Source organism: Bacillus sp. FSL K6-0268 (assembly GCF_038005425.1).
GTDB lineage: Bacteria > Bacillota > Bacilli > Bacillales > Bacillaceae_G > Bacillus_A > Bacillus_A thuringiensis_S.
In genome coordinates this window covers 3430001-3444775 of record NZ_JBBOTF010000001.1, presented here as the reverse complement: position 1 = coordinate 3444775, position 14775 = coordinate 3430001, and the positions used below count along the sequence as shown (strand labels likewise).

Sequence of the window (14775 nt, the reverse complement as noted above, 5' to 3'; positions counted from 1 at the left end):
GTTTTTTTGTGGGAAAAGGTAATGCTATTGATTTTGTGAATACAGACGGAGGATGTAAGATAAAAATGTAATTTTTGTATATCTTTTTTTTGCACAATGTTTGTAAAAGTTGTACCATTATAGACAAGGCGACTAATGTTGCTGTTCTTGTTTAATGAAAGGTGATTGCGAAGTTGAAAGATACATTTGTTGAAAAAGTAGATGACTTTGTAAAGCAGCATGATGTATTAAAGAATGATTCAACAATTGTTGTGGGAGTTTCTGGTGGTCCTGACTCGTTAGCCCTTTTATATTATTTATTAGAAAAAAGAGCGGAAAAACAGTTGGAAATTGTAGTAGCTCATGTGGATCATATGTTTAGAGGTGATGAATCTCAAGAGGATTTACAGTTTGTGCAGGACCTTTGTGAAGAACTGGGAATTATTTGTGAAACGATAAGAATTAATGTATCACAATATCAACAGCAATACGGGATGAATGCACAGGTTGCTGCTAGGGAATGCAGATATGCATTTTTGGAAAGAATAATGAAGAAATATGATGCAAGATATGTTGCTCTTGGACATCATGGAGATGATCAAGTAGAGACGATTTTAATGCGTCTTGTAAGAGGGAGTACTCCGAAAGGATATGCAGGAATTGCAGTGAAGCGTCCTTTTCATAATGGATATTTAATTAGGCCGTTACTTGGGGTAACGAAGGAAGAAATTGTTGATTACTGTAATAAGCTAAATTTAATTCCACGTATAGATCCGAGTAATAAAAAGGAAGTATATACAAGGAATCGATTACGTAAATATGTCCTTCCTCACTTAAAAGAAGAAAATCCACAAATGCATGAGAAATTCCAAAAATTTAGCGTGCAGATGCAAGAGGATGAGGCTTATTTGCAGGAATTAGCTTTTGAGAAAATGAATAAAGTAATTACAAAAAAAAGTGATAAACAAATTAGCTTATCAATTCCTGCCTTTGAATCCATGTCTATGCCTTTACAAAGAAGAGGGATTCAACTAATATTAAACTATCTTTATGAATATAAGATTCCATCTTCTCTTTCTTCTATACATATTGACAAGGTGATTGAGTTTTTTAAGCGGACACAACCTTCAGGTTCACTTGATTTTCCAGGTGATTTGAAAATTGTTCGTACATACGAGGAGTGTAGCTTTAGATTTAAACAAGAAATTGTCTCTCCTTTTTTGCAAGATTTATCAGTACCCGGGATCATTACGCTATTGAACGGGGATGAATTTGTAACAGAGGTGAGCGAAGATATACCAAGTAACATGAATGAAACAGTATTTGTTGCTAAGTATAATGATATATCATATCCACTTCGTATTCGTTCTAGGGAAAATGGAGATCGCATGTCAATACAAGGTATGGATGGCACGAAAAAGATAAAAGCTATTTTTATCGAAGCGAAAGTACCAAAAGAAAAAAGGGAAGAATGGCCGGTCGTTTGTGATGCAAGTGGGAACATTATTTGGGTACCCTTGTTGAAGCGATCTGCATTTGCAATTTCGAAAGAGATGGCAAAGAAGGGTAAATATATGATTATTCACTACAAAAGCAAGGAGTCTTCCGGGAGGATAATGAAATGATGAATCAAGATATCGAAAAAGTATTAATTTCTGAAGAACAAATACAAGAAAAGGTGCGCGAACTAGGTGCAGTTATTGCAGAGGATTATAAAAACACAGTACCCCTTGCAATTGGTGTATTAAAAGGCGCAATGCCATTTATGGCAGATTTATTAAAGAGAACAGATACATATCTTGAAATGGATTTTATGGCTGTATCTAGTTATGGTCACTCTACAGTTTCAACAGGCGAAGTGAAAATTTTAAAAGATCTTGATACTTCTGTAGAAGGTCGTGATATTTTAATCGTCGAAGATATTATTGATAGTGGTCTTACACTAAGCTACTTAGTAGACTTATTCAAATATCGTAAAGCGAAGTCTGTAAAAATTGTTACATTATTAGATAAGCCAACAGGCCGTAAGGTTGATCTGAAAGCGGATTATGTTGGATTTACTGTTCCACATGAATTTGTAGTAGGATATGGATTAGATTATAAAGAGCAGTACCGTAATCTTCCTTATGTAGGCGTATTAAAACCAAGCGTTTACTCAAATTAATTAAATACAGGCTTTACAATTGTATAGGAAAGTTTTTCTATGTTACGATTTACTATAGTGTTTATGCCGTGAGAGGAGGTTAGGAATGAATCGTATCTTCCGTAATACCATCTTTTATTTACTGATATTCTTAGTAGTAATTGGAATCGTGAGCTATTTTAATGGTTCGACACAAAAAACGACATCAGTTAGCTACGACAAATTCATTACTAAACTAGAAAGCGGTGAAGTGCGTAATGTGCAACTTCAACCGAAAAATGGTGTATTTGAGGTAAAAGGACAATTCAATAACTCTAGCCAAGGAGAACAATTTGTTACTTATGCACCAAATACTGAGGAATTACAAAAGAAAATCAATGATAAAGCGAAAGGTGCCGAAGTTAAGTATCAACCAGCAGAAGAAACAAGTGCTTGGGTAACATTCTTTACTTCAATCATTCCGTTTGTCATCATCTTCATTTTATTCTTCTTCTTATTAAACCAAGCTCAAGGCGGCGGTAGCCGTGTTATGAACTTCGGGAAAAGTAAGGCGAAGTTATATAATGATGAAAAGAAAAAAGTTCGTTTCAGAGATGTTGCTGGGGCGGATGAAGAGAAACAAGAACTTGTTGAGGTAGTTGAATTCTTAAAAGACCCTCGTAAGTTTTCTGAAGTTGGTGCCCGTATTCCAAAGGGTGTCCTATTAGTTGGACCTCCAGGTACAGGTAAAACTTTATTAGCACGTGCTGTTGCAGGTGAGGCTGGCGTTCCATTCTTCTCTATCAGTGGTTCTGACTTTGTAGAGATGTTTGTCGGTGTCGGTGCATCACGTGTACGTGATTTATTTGAAAATGCAAAGAAAAATGCTCCTTGTATCATTTTCATTGATGAAATTGATGCAGTAGGTCGTCAACGTGGCGCAGGTCTTGGTGGTGGTCATGATGAGCGTGAGCAAACATTGAATCAGTTACTTGTTGAAATGGATGGATTCGGTGCAAACGAAGGTATTATTATCATTGCTGCGACAAACCGTCCAGACATTCTTGACCCAGCGTTATTACGTCCAGGTCGTTTTGACCGTCAAATTACAGTAGATCGTCCAGATGTAAATGGCCGTGAAGCTGTACTGAAAGTACATGCGCGTAATAAACCGCTTGATGAGCATATTAATTTAAGAGCAATTGCGACTCGTACACCAGGATTCTCTGGTGCGGATCTTGAAAACTTATTAAACGAAGCTGCTTTAGTAGCTGCACGTCGAGATAAGAAGAAAATTGATATGAGTGATATCGATGAAGCAACGGATCGTGTTATTGCAGGTCCAGCTAAGAAAAGTCGTGTTATCTCTGAAAAAGAACGTAATATCGTTGCTTTCCATGAAGCAGGCCACACTGTAATTGGTGTTGTTCTTGATGAGGCTGATGTCGTTCATAAAGTAACAATTGTCCCTCGTGGTCAAGCTGGTGGATATGCGGTAATGCTTCCGAAGGAAGATCGTTACTTCATGACAAAGCCAGAGTTACTTGATAAAATCACTGGTTTACTTGGTGGTCGAGTAGCTGAGGAGATTGTATTTGGTGAAGCAAGTACAGGTGCTCACAACGACTTCCAACGTGCGACTGGTATTGCAAGACGTATGGTTACGGAATTCGGTATGAGTGATAAGCTTGGACCGATGCAATTTGGTAGCTCACAAGGTGGTCAGGTATTCTTAGGAAGAGACTTCCATTCAGAACAAAACTACAGTGATGCAATTGCGCATGAAATTGATGTGGAAATGCAAACGATTATTAAAGACTGTTATGCTCGTGCGAAACAAATTCTTACTGAAAAACGAGATAAGCTTGATATTATCGCAAAAACGTTACTTGAAGTAGAAACATTAGATGCAGAGCAAATTAATCATTTATATGATTATGGCAGATTACCTGAGCGTCCAACATCTTCAGATGATGTGAAAGTAAACATCAATATGAAGAAAGACGATGAAGATAAAGAAGATAAGTAAGAAATGAAGGAGTGACTATCGTCACTCCTTTTTTATTTGTTAAGATTTTTGCTAATTACTATTGAGGGCTTAGTGGATAAAGTAATTTAAGTAAAACTAGTATTAAAAATTGAAATAGAGAGCAATCTTTTTGTAAAATGATGAGGATAGGAAAGCTGATTATATAAGTATGTGTGATATGATGTTTTTATAAGTTTTATACATACTACACAAATATAGATTAAATAAGATAAGTGGTGAGAATATGATTTTTGTATTGGATGTAGGGAACACAAATGCTGTACTAGGCGTGTTTGAAGAGGGGGAACTTCGTCAGCATTGGCGCATGGAAACAGATCGTCATAAGACAGAAGATGAATATGGAATGCTTGTAAAACAGTTACTTGATCATGAGGGTCTCTCGTTTGAAGATGTGAAAGGTATTATTGTGTCTTCAGTCGTACCACCAATTATGTTCGCTTTAGAACGTATGTGTGAAAAGTATTTTAAAATTAAACCGCTTGTAGTAGGACCTGGAATAAAAACGGGGCTAAATATTAAATATGAAAATCCACGTGAAGTAGGCGCAGATCGAATTGTAAATGCAGTAGCAGGAATCCAATTGTATGGAAGTCCACTTATTATTGTTGATTTTGGTACGGCTACTACATATTGTTATATTAATGAAGAAAAGCATTATATGGGTGGAGTTATTACGCCAGGAATTATGATTTCAGCAGAGGCTTTATATAGTAGGGCGGCAAAACTTCCTCGTATTGAAATTACAAAACCGAGCAGTGTTGTTGGGAAGAATACAGTAAGTGCGATGCAATCAGGTATTCTTTATGGTTATGTAGGACAAGTGGAAGGTATTGTTAAGCGTATGAAAGAGGAAGCTAAACAAGAACCGAAAGTTATTGCAACAGGTGGATTGGCGAAATTAATTTCAGAGGAATCGAATGTAATTGATATTGTAGATCCATTTTTAACGTTAAAAGGCTTGTATATGTTATATGAGCGTAATGCAAATTTACAGCAGGAGAAAGGTGAATAAATAAGTATGAAAGATTATTTAGTAAAAGCGTTAGCGTTTGATGGAGAAGTACGTGCGTATAGTGTACGTACAACAAATACAGTAAGTGAGGCACAAAGACGTCATGATACATGGAGGACAGCTTCGGCGGCACTTGGTCGTTCTTTAACTGCAGGTACAATGATGGGTGCGATGTTAAAAGGTGATCAAAAGTTAACGATTAAGGTAGAAGGTAATGGTCCGATTGGCCCTATCTTAGTGGATGCTCATGCAAATGGAGATGTACGTGGCTACGTAACGAATCCACATGTTGATTTTGAAGGAACGGAACAAGGGAAATTACGTGTATATCAAGCGGTAGGTACAGAAGGTTTTGTAACAGTAATTAAAGATATTGGTATGCGTGAGCCGTTTATCGGTCAATCCCCAATCGTTTCGGGAGAACTAGGGGAAGATTTCACGTATTATTTCGCAGTTTCTGAGCAGACGCCTTCTTCTGTTGGTGTCGGTGTCCTTGTAAATGGAGATGACAGCGTATTAGCGGCGGGTGGATTTATCCTTCAAATTATGCCGGGCGCACAGGAAGAAACAATTTCATTCATTGAAGATCGTTTGCAAAAAATCCCGCCTGTATCAACATTGATTGAACGAGGCCTTTCTCCAGAAGAGCTACTATATGCAGTCCTTGGAGAAGATAAAGTAAAAGTATTAGAAACAATGGATGTTCAATTTAATTGTACGTGTTCACGTGAGCGTATTGAGAGTGTGTTAATTAGTTTAGGTAAAACAGAGTTAGAGCAAATTCGTGAAGAAGAAGAAGAGACAGAAGTTCATTGCCATTTCTGTAATGAACGTTACAAGTTCTCTAAAGAAGATATTACAAATTTAATTGAGAATTTGTAATAAGGGGATTAACCCTCCGAATAGATTGACAAACAGGGAATTTTCTGACAAAATCTAAATATAGATAAAACCAATAAAAATACTCGGTGTTAGGAGTGACAGGAATGCGAGTGGCACAATCAGTTTCAGAATTAATCGGGAAAACGCCGATCGTTAAGTTGAACCGCATCGTAGAATCAGACAGCGCAGATATATACTTAAAACTAGAATTTATGAATCCGGGGAGTAGCGTTAAAGATCGTATTGCACTAGCTATGATTGAAGATGCTGAAAAAAAGGGATTGTTAAAAGAGGGCGATACAATCATTGAACCAACAAGTGGTAACACAGGTATTGGTTTAGCGATGGTAGCGGCTGCTAAAGGATATAATGCAATTTTAGTAATGCCAGAAACAATGAGTATTGAGCGTCGTAATTTATTACGTGCTTACGGTGCTGAATTAGTATTGACTCCAGGTCCTGAAGGGATGGGTGGAGCAATTCGTAAAGCAACTGAATTAGCAAAAGAGCATGGTTACTTTATACCGCAACAGTTCCAAAATCAATCGAATCCACAAATTCACCGTTTAACAACAGGTCCAGAAATTGTTGAACAAATGGGTGATCAATTAGATGCGTTTATTGCAGGTATTGGTACAGGTGGAACAATTACTGGTGCTGGTGAAGTGCTGAAGGAAGCATATGAAGGTATTAAAATTTATGCAGTAGAACCTGCGGATTCACCAGTGTTATCTGGTGGGAAACCAGGTCCACATAAAATCCAAGGAATTGGGGCGGGATTTGTCCCAGAGACATTGGATGTAGAAGTATATGATGAAATTATTCAAGTGAAAACAGAGCAAGCATTTGAATATGCGAGAAGAGTGGCTAAAGAAGAAGGTATTTTAGTTGGTATCTCTTCAGGAGCAGTTATTTATGCAGCAACAGAAGTTGCGAAAAAGTTAGGTAAAGGGAAAAAGGTACTCGTTATTATTCCAAGTAACGGTGAACGTTATTTAAGTACACCACTTTATCAATTTGAATCATAATTAAATGCGATTGAAAAAGCATCCTTGAAAAAGGATGCTTTTTCTTTTTGGATTGGAAATAGGAAAAGAGTGAATGACTAGAAAACTTCATGTAAAATAAGAGGTAGTATAATTAAATTATTTTCACTAGCCTTCGAGTATAATCAATCTCTATATAAATAACTTATGTAGTTTGAGGTGGTTCATCTAAGAGGGTGGGATAAAAGAAGACGGGGTGTTGATATGCAACGAAGAAAATCTTTAGCGCTTTCTATTCCATATCAGTTAGATTTCTTTAAGCAATATAAATTTCTTTCTCAGGATAAGCCGCAACATATTTTGCTGGAAAGTGGACGTGGCGGTCGTTATAACATAGTGGGTTTAAACCCGGTAGCGGTAATCCAAGGAAAGGGTGTAAAGTTACATATAAGTGAAAGTGGTAAGGAAACAATAAAAAAAGGGAATCCATTAGATTTAATGCAAGAATATATGGAGAAATGGAAAACAGACTACAATCCAGAGTACCCACCTTTTCAAGGTGGTGCAATGGGCTACTTTAGTTATGATTGTATCCGTTATATTGAAAAACTCCCTTCTCTTGCAGAGGATGATCTGAATATACCCGATATATACTTTTTATTATTTGATGATGTGTTTGTCTATGATCAAAAAGAAAAGGTATTGTGGATTATTACACATTATGTAGATAAGCATGCAGAAGCGGAAGAACGTTTAAATGAATGGAAGGATCTTTGGACGGCAGAAGTGCCTGAAGTGACTATGCCGTTTGAACGTCCTAAAAAGAAAAATGAAGCGGTTGCCTTTACAGAAGCAGGCTTTATGAAGGCTGTTGAATGTATTCAAGAGTATATTGGAAATGGTGATGTGTTTCAAGTAAACTTGTCGACAAGACAGGAAAGAACTTTACAAACGCATCCACTAGAAATTTATACAAGTCTTCGTAAAATTAATCCATCTCCATATATGGGTTACTTAGAGCTTGGGGATTTTCAAATTGTTAGTGCTTCGCCTGAATTGCTGATTAAAAAACAAGGGCAAGAAGTAAGTACACGACCAATTGCAGGTACAAGATCCCGAGGTGCAAATGAACAAGAGGATCAAGACTTAGCAAGGGAATTAATTGAGAACGAAAAGGAACGAGCAGAGCATGTGATGCTTGTAGATTTAGAGCGAAATGATTTAGGACGTGTTTGTAAATATGGTACTGTAGAAGTCGATGAATTTATGGTAATTGAAAAGTACTCACATGTTATGCATATCGTTTCCAATGTGCGTGGTGAGGTGGAAGAAGATAAGGATGCTTTCGATTTAGTGAAAGCTGTATTTCCTGGTGGAACAATTACTGGTGCACCGAAAATACGTACGATGGAGATTATAGAAGAATTAGAGCCTGTTCGTCGAGGGATTTATACAGGTTCAATTGGTTGGATTGGTTATTCTGGAGATACGGAATTAAATATTGTCATTAGAACGCTTCTTGCGAAAGATGGGCAAGCACATGTGCAAGCTGGAGCGGGAATTGTAATTGATTCAAATCCGAAAAATGAATATAAAGAGTCGTTAAAAAAGGCAATTGCTTTATGGCGTGCAAAAGAAAGTAGCGAAGAAACGGTTAGGTGAGAGAAATGATATTAATGATTGATAATTATGATTCTTTTACATTTAATTTAGTACAGTTTCTTGGAGAACTTGGACAAGAGCTTGTTGTTAAGCGTAATGATGAAGTGAGTATTGCAGATATTGAGAATATGAAACCAGATTTCTTAATGATTTCGCCAGGTCCATGTAGTCCTAATGAAGCGGGGATTAGTATGGAAGTTATTAAATACTTTGCTGGGAAGATTCCGATTTTTGGAGTTTGTCTTGGGCATCAATCGATTGCACAAGTATTTGGTGGAGAAGTTGTTCGTGCAGAGCGATTAATGCATGGAAAAACGTCACTTATGCATCATGATGGGAAAACGATTTTCTTAGATATTCCTAATCCATTTACTGCAACGCGTTATCATTCCCTGATTGTTAAGAAAGAGTCATTGCCAGATTGTTTAGAGGTAACATCTTGGACAGAGGAAGGGGAAATTATGGCGATTCGTCATAAGACACTGCCGATAGAGGGTGTGCAATTCCACCCAGAATCTATTATGACTTCTCATGGGAAAGAGTTACTACAGAACTTCATTCGTAAATATAGTCCAAGTGTGACATCATGTTAATTTACGTAAATGGCGAGTATGTAGAAGCGAATGAAGCGAAAATCTCCCCTTATGACCATGGTTATTTATATGGGCTGGGAGTTTTTGAGACATTTCGTATTTATAATGGTCATCCTTTTTTGTTAGATGATCATTATAACCGTTTAATAGGTGCGCTAGATGCATTGCAAATTAAATGGACAATGACAAAAGATGACGTGATGCTTATTTTGAAAAATCTACTCGCTAAGAATGAATTGGAACATGCGTATGTACGTTTTAATGTATCAGCAGGTGTAGATGAAATAGGATTACAAACGGAAATGTATGAAGACCCTTCGGTTATTGTTTTTATAAAACCTTTAACAGCTCCAGGAGATGTAGTAGAAAAAGAAGGGGTTATTTTAAAACAAGTGCGAAATACACCAGAAGGAGCATTTCGTCTGAAGTCTCATCATTATCTAAATAATATTTTAGGGAAGCGTGAAATTGGAAATGTAGTGAGCAAGGAAGGTATTTTCCTTACTGAAGCAGGTTATGTTGCAGAGGGGATTGTTTCGAATCTCTTTTTTGTGAAAGGTGATGTTTTATATACACCTTCGTTAAAAACAGGGATTTTAAATGGTATCACTCGTGCGTTTATTATAAAAAGTGCTGAAGAATTGAATATAGAAGTAAAGGAAGGTTTCTTTACAAAAGATGAATTACTTTCAGCAGATGAAGTCTTTGTAACAAACTCAATTCAAGAAATTGTTCCGCTTTATCGTATAGAAGCGCAGGATTTCCCGGGTAAAGTAGGAGTAGTTACAAAAAGTTTAATGTACCTTTATGGAATGCAGAGAGAGAAATTATGGAGCAGAAATGAATTACGAAGAGGAGATGTGTAGTTTGAAGTGGGATTATGATTTACGCTGCGGCGAATATACATTGAATTTAAATGAAAAGACATTAATTATGGGGATTTTAAATGTAACACCAGATTCGTTTTCTGATGGTGGGAGTTACAACGAGGTAGATGCTGCGGTACGTCATGCAAAAGAAATGCAAGGTGAAGGTGCTCATATTATTGATATTGGTGGCGAATCTACTCGCCCGGGTTTTGCTAAAGTATCAGTAGAAGAAGAAATAAAGCGAGTTGTCCCGATGATTCAAGCGGTTTCAAAAGAAGTGAAATTGCCTATATCTATCGATACATATAAAGCTGAAGTTGCAAAGCAAGCAATTGAGGCTGGTGCTCATATTATTAATGATATTTGGGGAGCGAAGGCGGAGCCAATAATTGCTGAAGTCGCAGCTCATTATGATGTACCTATCATTTTAATGCATAACCGCGATAATATGAATTATCGTAATTTAATGGCGGATATGATTGCTGATTTGTATGATAGTATCAAAATTGCTAAAAATGCTGGTGTGCGAGATGAGAATATTATTTTAGATCCAGGTATCGGTTTTGCTAAAACACCTAAGCAAAACTTAGAGGTGATGCGTAATTTAGAACAGTTAAATGTGCTAGGTTATCCGGTTCTCTTAGGTACATCGAGAAAGTCCTTTATTGGGCACGTATTAGATTTGCCAGTAGAGGAACGCCTTGAGGGAACGGGAGCTACTGTTTGTCTTGGTATTGAAAAGGGTTGTGAGTTTGTTCGTGTCCATGATGTGCAAGAAATGGCGCGTATGGCTAAAATGATGGATGCAATGATTGGTAAGGGGGTAAAGTAATTGGATAAAATTTATATCCATGATATGGAGTTTTACGGTTATCATGGTGTGTTCCCGGAGGAAAATAAATTAGGTCAGAGATTTAAAGTTGACTTAACGGTGGAGTTGGATTTAAAGCGTGCAGGGGAAAGTGATGAATTAGAGCATTCGGTCAATTATGGAGAGCTTTTCGAATTATGTAGAAAAGTTGTTGAAGATAGAAAGTATAAGCTTGTGGAGAGTATCGCTGAAAATATTGCTGCAGATATATTAAAACAATATGAAAGTATTTCACGATGTACAATTAAGGTAATTAAGCCGGATCCACCGATACCAGGTCATTATCGTGCTGTAGCAGTAGAAATTACGAGAGAACGTCCATGAATAATATAGCATACATTGCATTAGGGTCAAATATTGGAGAGCGTTATACGTATCTAACCGAAGCGATTCAGTTCTTAAATAAAAATCCTTATATTCAGGTTGATGATATTTCATCTGTATATGAAACTGAGCCAGTTGGCTATACTGACCAAAGTTGCTTTTTAAATTTAGTTATAAAAATTTCTACCAATTTATCACCACAAGAATTATTGAAAGTAACACAAAAAGTAGAAAATGACCTAGGAAGAAAAAGGGAAATTAGGTGGGGGCCGAGGACTATCGACCTTGACATTTTACTTTATAATCAAGAGAATATTGAAGCAGAGAATCTTATTGTTCCGCATCCGCGGATGTTTGAAAGAGCTTTTGTTATCGTTCCGTTGTTAGAGATTAATCAAGACATAAAACAAAACATTTCACGTTCACAAGTAGAAGAAATGAAAAGGCGAGAGGGAGTAACGGTATGGAAGCAGAAAAATGGGGAAGACGCATTCGTGCTTTTCGAAAGCTAAAAGGCTACACGCAAGAAGGTTTTGCTAAAGAATTAGGGGTATCTGTATCTGTTTTAGGTGAAGTTGAGAGAGGGAATCGATCACCTTCTCAAGATTTTGTAGTAGAAGTTGCTAAGGCATTAAATGTTTCGATAGATGAATTAATGCCAAAGTGACTGTGCAGGAAGGAGTAGGTTGATTGTTAAAGATTGCAAATATTGAGATGAAAAATCCGGTTGTATTAGCACCGATGGCGGGAGTGTGTAATTCTGCATTCCGTTTAACAGTGAAAGAATTTGGTGCAGGTCTAGTTTGTGCTGAAATGGTAAGTGATAAGGCAATATTACTGAATAACAAAAGAACATTAGATATGTTATATATCGATGAGAGAGAAAAACCATTAAGTTTACAAATTTTTGGTGGAGAGAAAGAAACTCTTGTAGATGCTGCGAAATACGTAGATAAATATACGACAGCAGATATTATTGATATCAATATGGGTTGCCCAGTACCGAAAATCGTAAAATGTGATGCGGGGGCAAGGTGGCTTTTAGATCCCAATAAAATATATGAAATGGTAGCAGCGGTTGTAGATGCTGTTGAAAAGCCGGTTACAGTTAAAATGCGTATCGGTTGGGATGAAGAACATATTTTCGCAATAGAAAATGCTAGAGCTATTGAGCGTGCTGGTGGACAAGCTGTGGCGGTTCACGGACGTACGCGAGTGCAAATGTATGAAGGTAAAGCGGATTGGGATATCATTAAACAAGTAAAGCAAGCTGTGAATATCCCGGTTATCGGAAATGGTGATGTCGAAACACCGCAAGATGCGAAGCGAATGCTTGATGAGATTGGTGTAGATGGTGTTATGATTGGCCGTGCGGCTCTTGGGGATCCATGGATGATTTATCGTACAGTAAAGTATTTAGAGACAGGTGAATTAATGCCGGAACCAACAGTGCGCGAGAAAATTGATGTATGTATGTTGCATCTAGATCGTCTTATCGACTTAAAGAACGAAAGTGTCGCTGTAAGAGAGATGAGAAAACATGCAGCTTGGTATTTAAAAGGTGTTCGTGGTAATGCGAGTGTACGTAATGGTATTAATGCTTGTAACACACGTGAAGACCTTGCGAATGTGTTAGGTGCATTTGTAGAAGAAGTAGAAGCGAAACAACAAACAATTTACGTTGGTTAATAAGGAACATAGGAGATTGACATTCTTCTATACACTTCCTATAATTACGTGAAAGAAAGAAGAACTGCCAGTTAGTTGCTGGCAGTTTTTCTAGTTGAGTAGAAAATGCTATACTGTATATATTGTAAAAATTAATAGAGCTGGAGTGATATCAATATCATGGATAACATGAACCACGAAGAATTAAACGACCAATTGCTTGTTCGTCGTGAAAAGCTACATAATTTACGTGAGCAAGGAATCGATCCGTTCGGTAAACGATTTGAACGCACAAATTCAACGACCGACTTAGTAAGTTTATATGGAGAATTCTCTAAAGAAGAATTAGAAGAGAAAGAAATCACTGTTTCTATCGCTGGTCGTATTATGACAAAACGCGGTAAAGGAAAAGCTGGATTCGCGCACATTCAAGATTTACACGGACAAGTTCAAATTTACGTTCGTAAAGATACTGTTGGAGATGAAGAGTACGAGTTATTTACGACAGCAGATTTAGGTGACTTAGTAGGTATTGAAGGTAAAGTGTTCAAAACAAACGTTGGAGAACTTTCAGTAAAAGCAACGGGATTTACGCTTTTAACGAAATCTCTCCGTCCGTTACCGGATAAATATCATGGATTAAAAGATGTTGAACAACGATACCGTCAACGTTACTTAGACTTAATTACAAGTATGGAAAGTCGTGAAACATTTGTTACTCGCAGTAAAATTATTCGTGAAATGAGAAGATATTTAGATGACAACGGTTATCTTGAAGTAGAAACGCCTATGATGCACGCGATTGCAGGTGGAGCATCTGCTCGTCCTTTCACTACGCATCATAATGCGTTAGATATGGAATTATATATGCGCATCGCAATTGAACTTCATTTAAAACGTCTTATTGTGGGCGGATTAGAAAAAGTTTATGAGATTGGCCGTGTATTCCGTAATGAGGGTGTATCAACTCGTCATAACCCTGAGTTTACGATGATTGAATTATATGAAGCGTACGCTGATTATAATGATATTATGAAACTAACAGAAAATATGGTTGCTCATATTGCGAAAAAAGTATTGGGTACAACAACAATCCAATATGGTGATTATGAAATTAATCTAGAACCAGAATGGACACGTCTTCATATGGTAGATGCAATTAAGCAACACTCTGGAGCGGATTTCTGGAATCCGATGAGTGTAGAAGAAGCGCGTGAGCTTGCGAAAGAACATAATGTAGAAATTAAGGATACAATGGAAGTTGGTCATATTATTAATGAGTTCTTCGAGCAAAAAGTAGAAGATAAATTAATCCAACCAACATTTATTTACGGTCATCCGGTAGAAATTTCGCCACTTGCGAAAAAGAATGATGAAGATCCACGATTCACAGATCGTTTCGAATTATTTATCGTTGCACGTGAACATGCAAATGCATTTACTGAGTTAAATGATCCGATCGATCAAAAAGAACGTTTTGAAGCGCAATTAAAAGAGCGTGAACAAGGTAATGACGAAGCACATATGATGGATGACGATTATATTGAAGCTCTTGAGTACGGTATGCCTCCTACGGGTGGATTAGGAATTGGTATTGATCGTCTAGTTATGTTATTAACAAATGCACCATCTATTCGTGATGTATTATTATTCCCTGCTATGCGCCATAAACAAGACTAAGCTTTGGAGATTTCTCCAAAGCTTTTTTTATTTGAGTATGAGTTGCGTGGGTATAATAGATCTTGATGGTGCGAGAA

At 37.1% G+C, this 14775-nt stretch carries 15 protein-coding genes; all 15 read left to right on the top strand.

What is annotated here, in order from left to right:
• Positions 1 to 173: 173 nt before the first annotated feature.
• The 15 genes from tilS to lysS all read left to right on the top strand — a co-directional run bounded on the left by tilS (position 174) and on the right by lysS (position 14698).
• Positions 174 to 1604 carry a tRNA lysidine(34) synthetase TilS gene (tilS, locus tag MHI28_RS17765; RefSeq protein ID WP_340828130.1) on the top strand — a complete coding sequence of 477 codons (1431 nt, stop codon included), beginning with the start codon at positions 174 to 176 and terminating at the stop codon, positions 1602 to 1604.
• The gene (hpt, locus tag MHI28_RS17760) at positions 1601 to 2143 is read left to right on the top strand and encodes a hypoxanthine phosphoribosyltransferase (RefSeq protein ID WP_000981846.1); all 543 of its coding nucleotides are present in this window, start codon (positions 1601 to 1603) and stop codon (positions 2141 to 2143) included. The genes tilS and hpt overlap by 4 nt, the downstream gene beginning before the upstream one ends.
• A gap of 85 nt (positions 2144 to 2228) precedes the next feature.
• A complete protein-coding gene (gene ftsH / locus MHI28_RS17755) occupies positions 2229 to 4130 on the top strand; it encodes an ATP-dependent zinc metalloprotease FtsH (protein ID WP_001079668.1) in 1902 nt (633 codons plus the stop codon).
• Between the two features lie 244 nt (positions 4131 to 4374).
• A complete protein-coding gene (locus MHI28_RS17750) occupies positions 4375 to 5163 on the top strand; it encodes a type III pantothenate kinase (RefSeq protein ID WP_000578366.1) in 789 nt (262 codons plus the stop codon).
• Positions 5164 to 5169: 6 nt separating this feature from the next.
• Entirely contained in the window at positions 5170 to 6045 is an 876-nt protein-coding gene (hslO, locus tag MHI28_RS17745; RefSeq protein WP_000656369.1) for a redox-regulated molecular chaperone HslO, read from the top strand.
• 104 nt (positions 6046 to 6149) lie between these two features.
• Complete coding sequence (gene cysK / locus MHI28_RS17740; protein ID WP_001261716.1) at positions 6150 to 7073, top strand: cysteine synthase A; 924 nt, start codon at positions 6150 to 6152, stop codon at positions 7071 to 7073.
• A 222-nt stretch (positions 7074 to 7295) separates the two neighbouring features.
• Positions 7296 to 8693: an aminodeoxychorismate synthase, component I gene (gene pabB / locus MHI28_RS17735; RefSeq protein WP_001189711.1), complete on the top strand. Its 1398-nt coding sequence runs from the start codon at positions 7296 to 7298 to the stop codon at positions 8691 to 8693.
• A 5-nt stretch (positions 8694 to 8698) separates the two neighbouring features.
• Positions 8699 to 9286, top strand: coding sequence for an aminodeoxychorismate/anthranilate synthase component II (pabA, locus tag MHI28_RS17730; RefSeq protein ID WP_000602284.1), 588 nt, complete (start codon positions 8699 to 8701; stop codon positions 9284 to 9286).
• Positions 9280 to 10152: an aminodeoxychorismate lyase gene (pabC, locus tag MHI28_RS17725; protein ID WP_000909860.1), complete on the top strand. Its 873-nt coding sequence runs from the start codon at positions 9280 to 9282 to the stop codon at positions 10150 to 10152. Before pabA ends, pabC begins: the two co-directional genes overlap by 7 nt.
• Positions 10127 to 10987, top strand: a complete 861-nt coding sequence (gene folP, locus MHI28_RS17720; protein ID WP_002162959.1) for a dihydropteroate synthase — start codon at positions 10127 to 10129, stop codon at positions 10985 to 10987. Before pabC ends, folP begins: the two co-directional genes overlap by 26 nt.
• Positions 10988 to 11350 carry a dihydroneopterin aldolase gene (gene folB, locus MHI28_RS17715; protein WP_000358066.1) on the top strand — a complete coding sequence of 121 codons (363 nt, stop codon included), beginning with the start codon at positions 10988 to 10990 and terminating at the stop codon, positions 11348 to 11350.
• Positions 11347 to 11862: a 2-amino-4-hydroxy-6-hydroxymethyldihydropteridine diphosphokinase gene (gene folK, locus MHI28_RS17710; protein ID WP_001059450.1), complete on the top strand. Its 516-nt coding sequence runs from the start codon at positions 11347 to 11349 to the stop codon at positions 11860 to 11862. The genes folB and folK overlap by 4 nt, the downstream gene beginning before the upstream one ends.
• On the top strand, positions 11814 to 12017 hold the full coding sequence (locus MHI28_RS17705) for a helix-turn-helix domain-containing protein (RefSeq protein ID WP_000387030.1): 204 nt from the start codon (positions 11814 to 11816) through the stop codon (positions 12015 to 12017). Before folK ends, MHI28_RS17705 begins: the two co-directional genes overlap by 49 nt.
• A 23-nt stretch (positions 12018 to 12040) precedes the next feature.
• Positions 12041 to 13039, top strand: a complete 999-nt coding sequence (gene dusB, locus MHI28_RS17700; protein WP_000912244.1) for a tRNA dihydrouridine synthase DusB — start codon at positions 12041 to 12043, stop codon at positions 13037 to 13039.
• Between the two features lie 159 nt (positions 13040 to 13198).
• Positions 13199 to 14698, top strand: coding sequence for a lysine--tRNA ligase (gene lysS, locus MHI28_RS17695; protein ID WP_000369685.1), 1500 nt, complete (start codon positions 13199 to 13201; stop codon positions 14696 to 14698).
• The last annotated feature ends 77 nt before the right edge of the window (positions 14699 to 14775 follow it).

Bases quoted from the DNA above. Each gene is read 5' to 3' on its own strand.
- folP (WP_002162959.1), top strand. From the start codon at position 10,127: ATGAATTACGAAGAGGAGATGTGTAGTTTGAAGTGGGATTATGATTTA.
- lysS (WP_000369685.1), top strand. From the start codon at position 13,199: ATGGATAACATGAACCACGAAGAATTAAACGACCAATTGCTTGTTCGT.
- MHI28_RS17705 (WP_000387030.1), top strand. From the start codon at position 11,814: ATGGAAGCAGAAAAATGGGGAAGACGCATTCGTGCTTTTCGAAAGCTA.
- pabA (WP_000602284.1), top strand. From the start codon at position 8,699: ATGATATTAATGATTGATAATTATGATTCTTTTACATTTAATTTAGTA.
- hslO (WP_000656369.1), top strand. From the start codon at position 5,170: ATGAAAGATTATTTAGTAAAAGCGTTAGCGTTTGATGGAGAAGTACGT.
- ftsH (WP_001079668.1), top strand. From the start codon at position 2,229: ATGAATCGTATCTTCCGTAATACCATCTTTTATTTACTGATATTCTTA.
- pabB (WP_001189711.1), top strand. From the start codon at position 7,296: ATGCAACGAAGAAAATCTTTAGCGCTTTCTATTCCATATCAGTTAGAT.
- pabC (WP_000909860.1), top strand. From the start codon at position 9,280: ATGTTAATTTACGTAAATGGCGAGTATGTAGAAGCGAATGAAGCGAAA.
- cysK (WP_001261716.1), top strand. From the start codon at position 6,150: ATGCGAGTGGCACAATCAGTTTCAGAATTAATCGGGAAAACGCCGATC.
- folK (WP_001059450.1), top strand. From the start codon at position 11,347: ATGAATAATATAGCATACATTGCATTAGGGTCAAATATTGGAGAGCGT.
- hpt (WP_000981846.1), top strand. From the start codon at position 1,601: ATGATGAATCAAGATATCGAAAAAGTATTAATTTCTGAAGAACAAATA.
- MHI28_RS17750 (WP_000578366.1), top strand. From the start codon at position 4,375: ATGATTTTTGTATTGGATGTAGGGAACACAAATGCTGTACTAGGCGTG.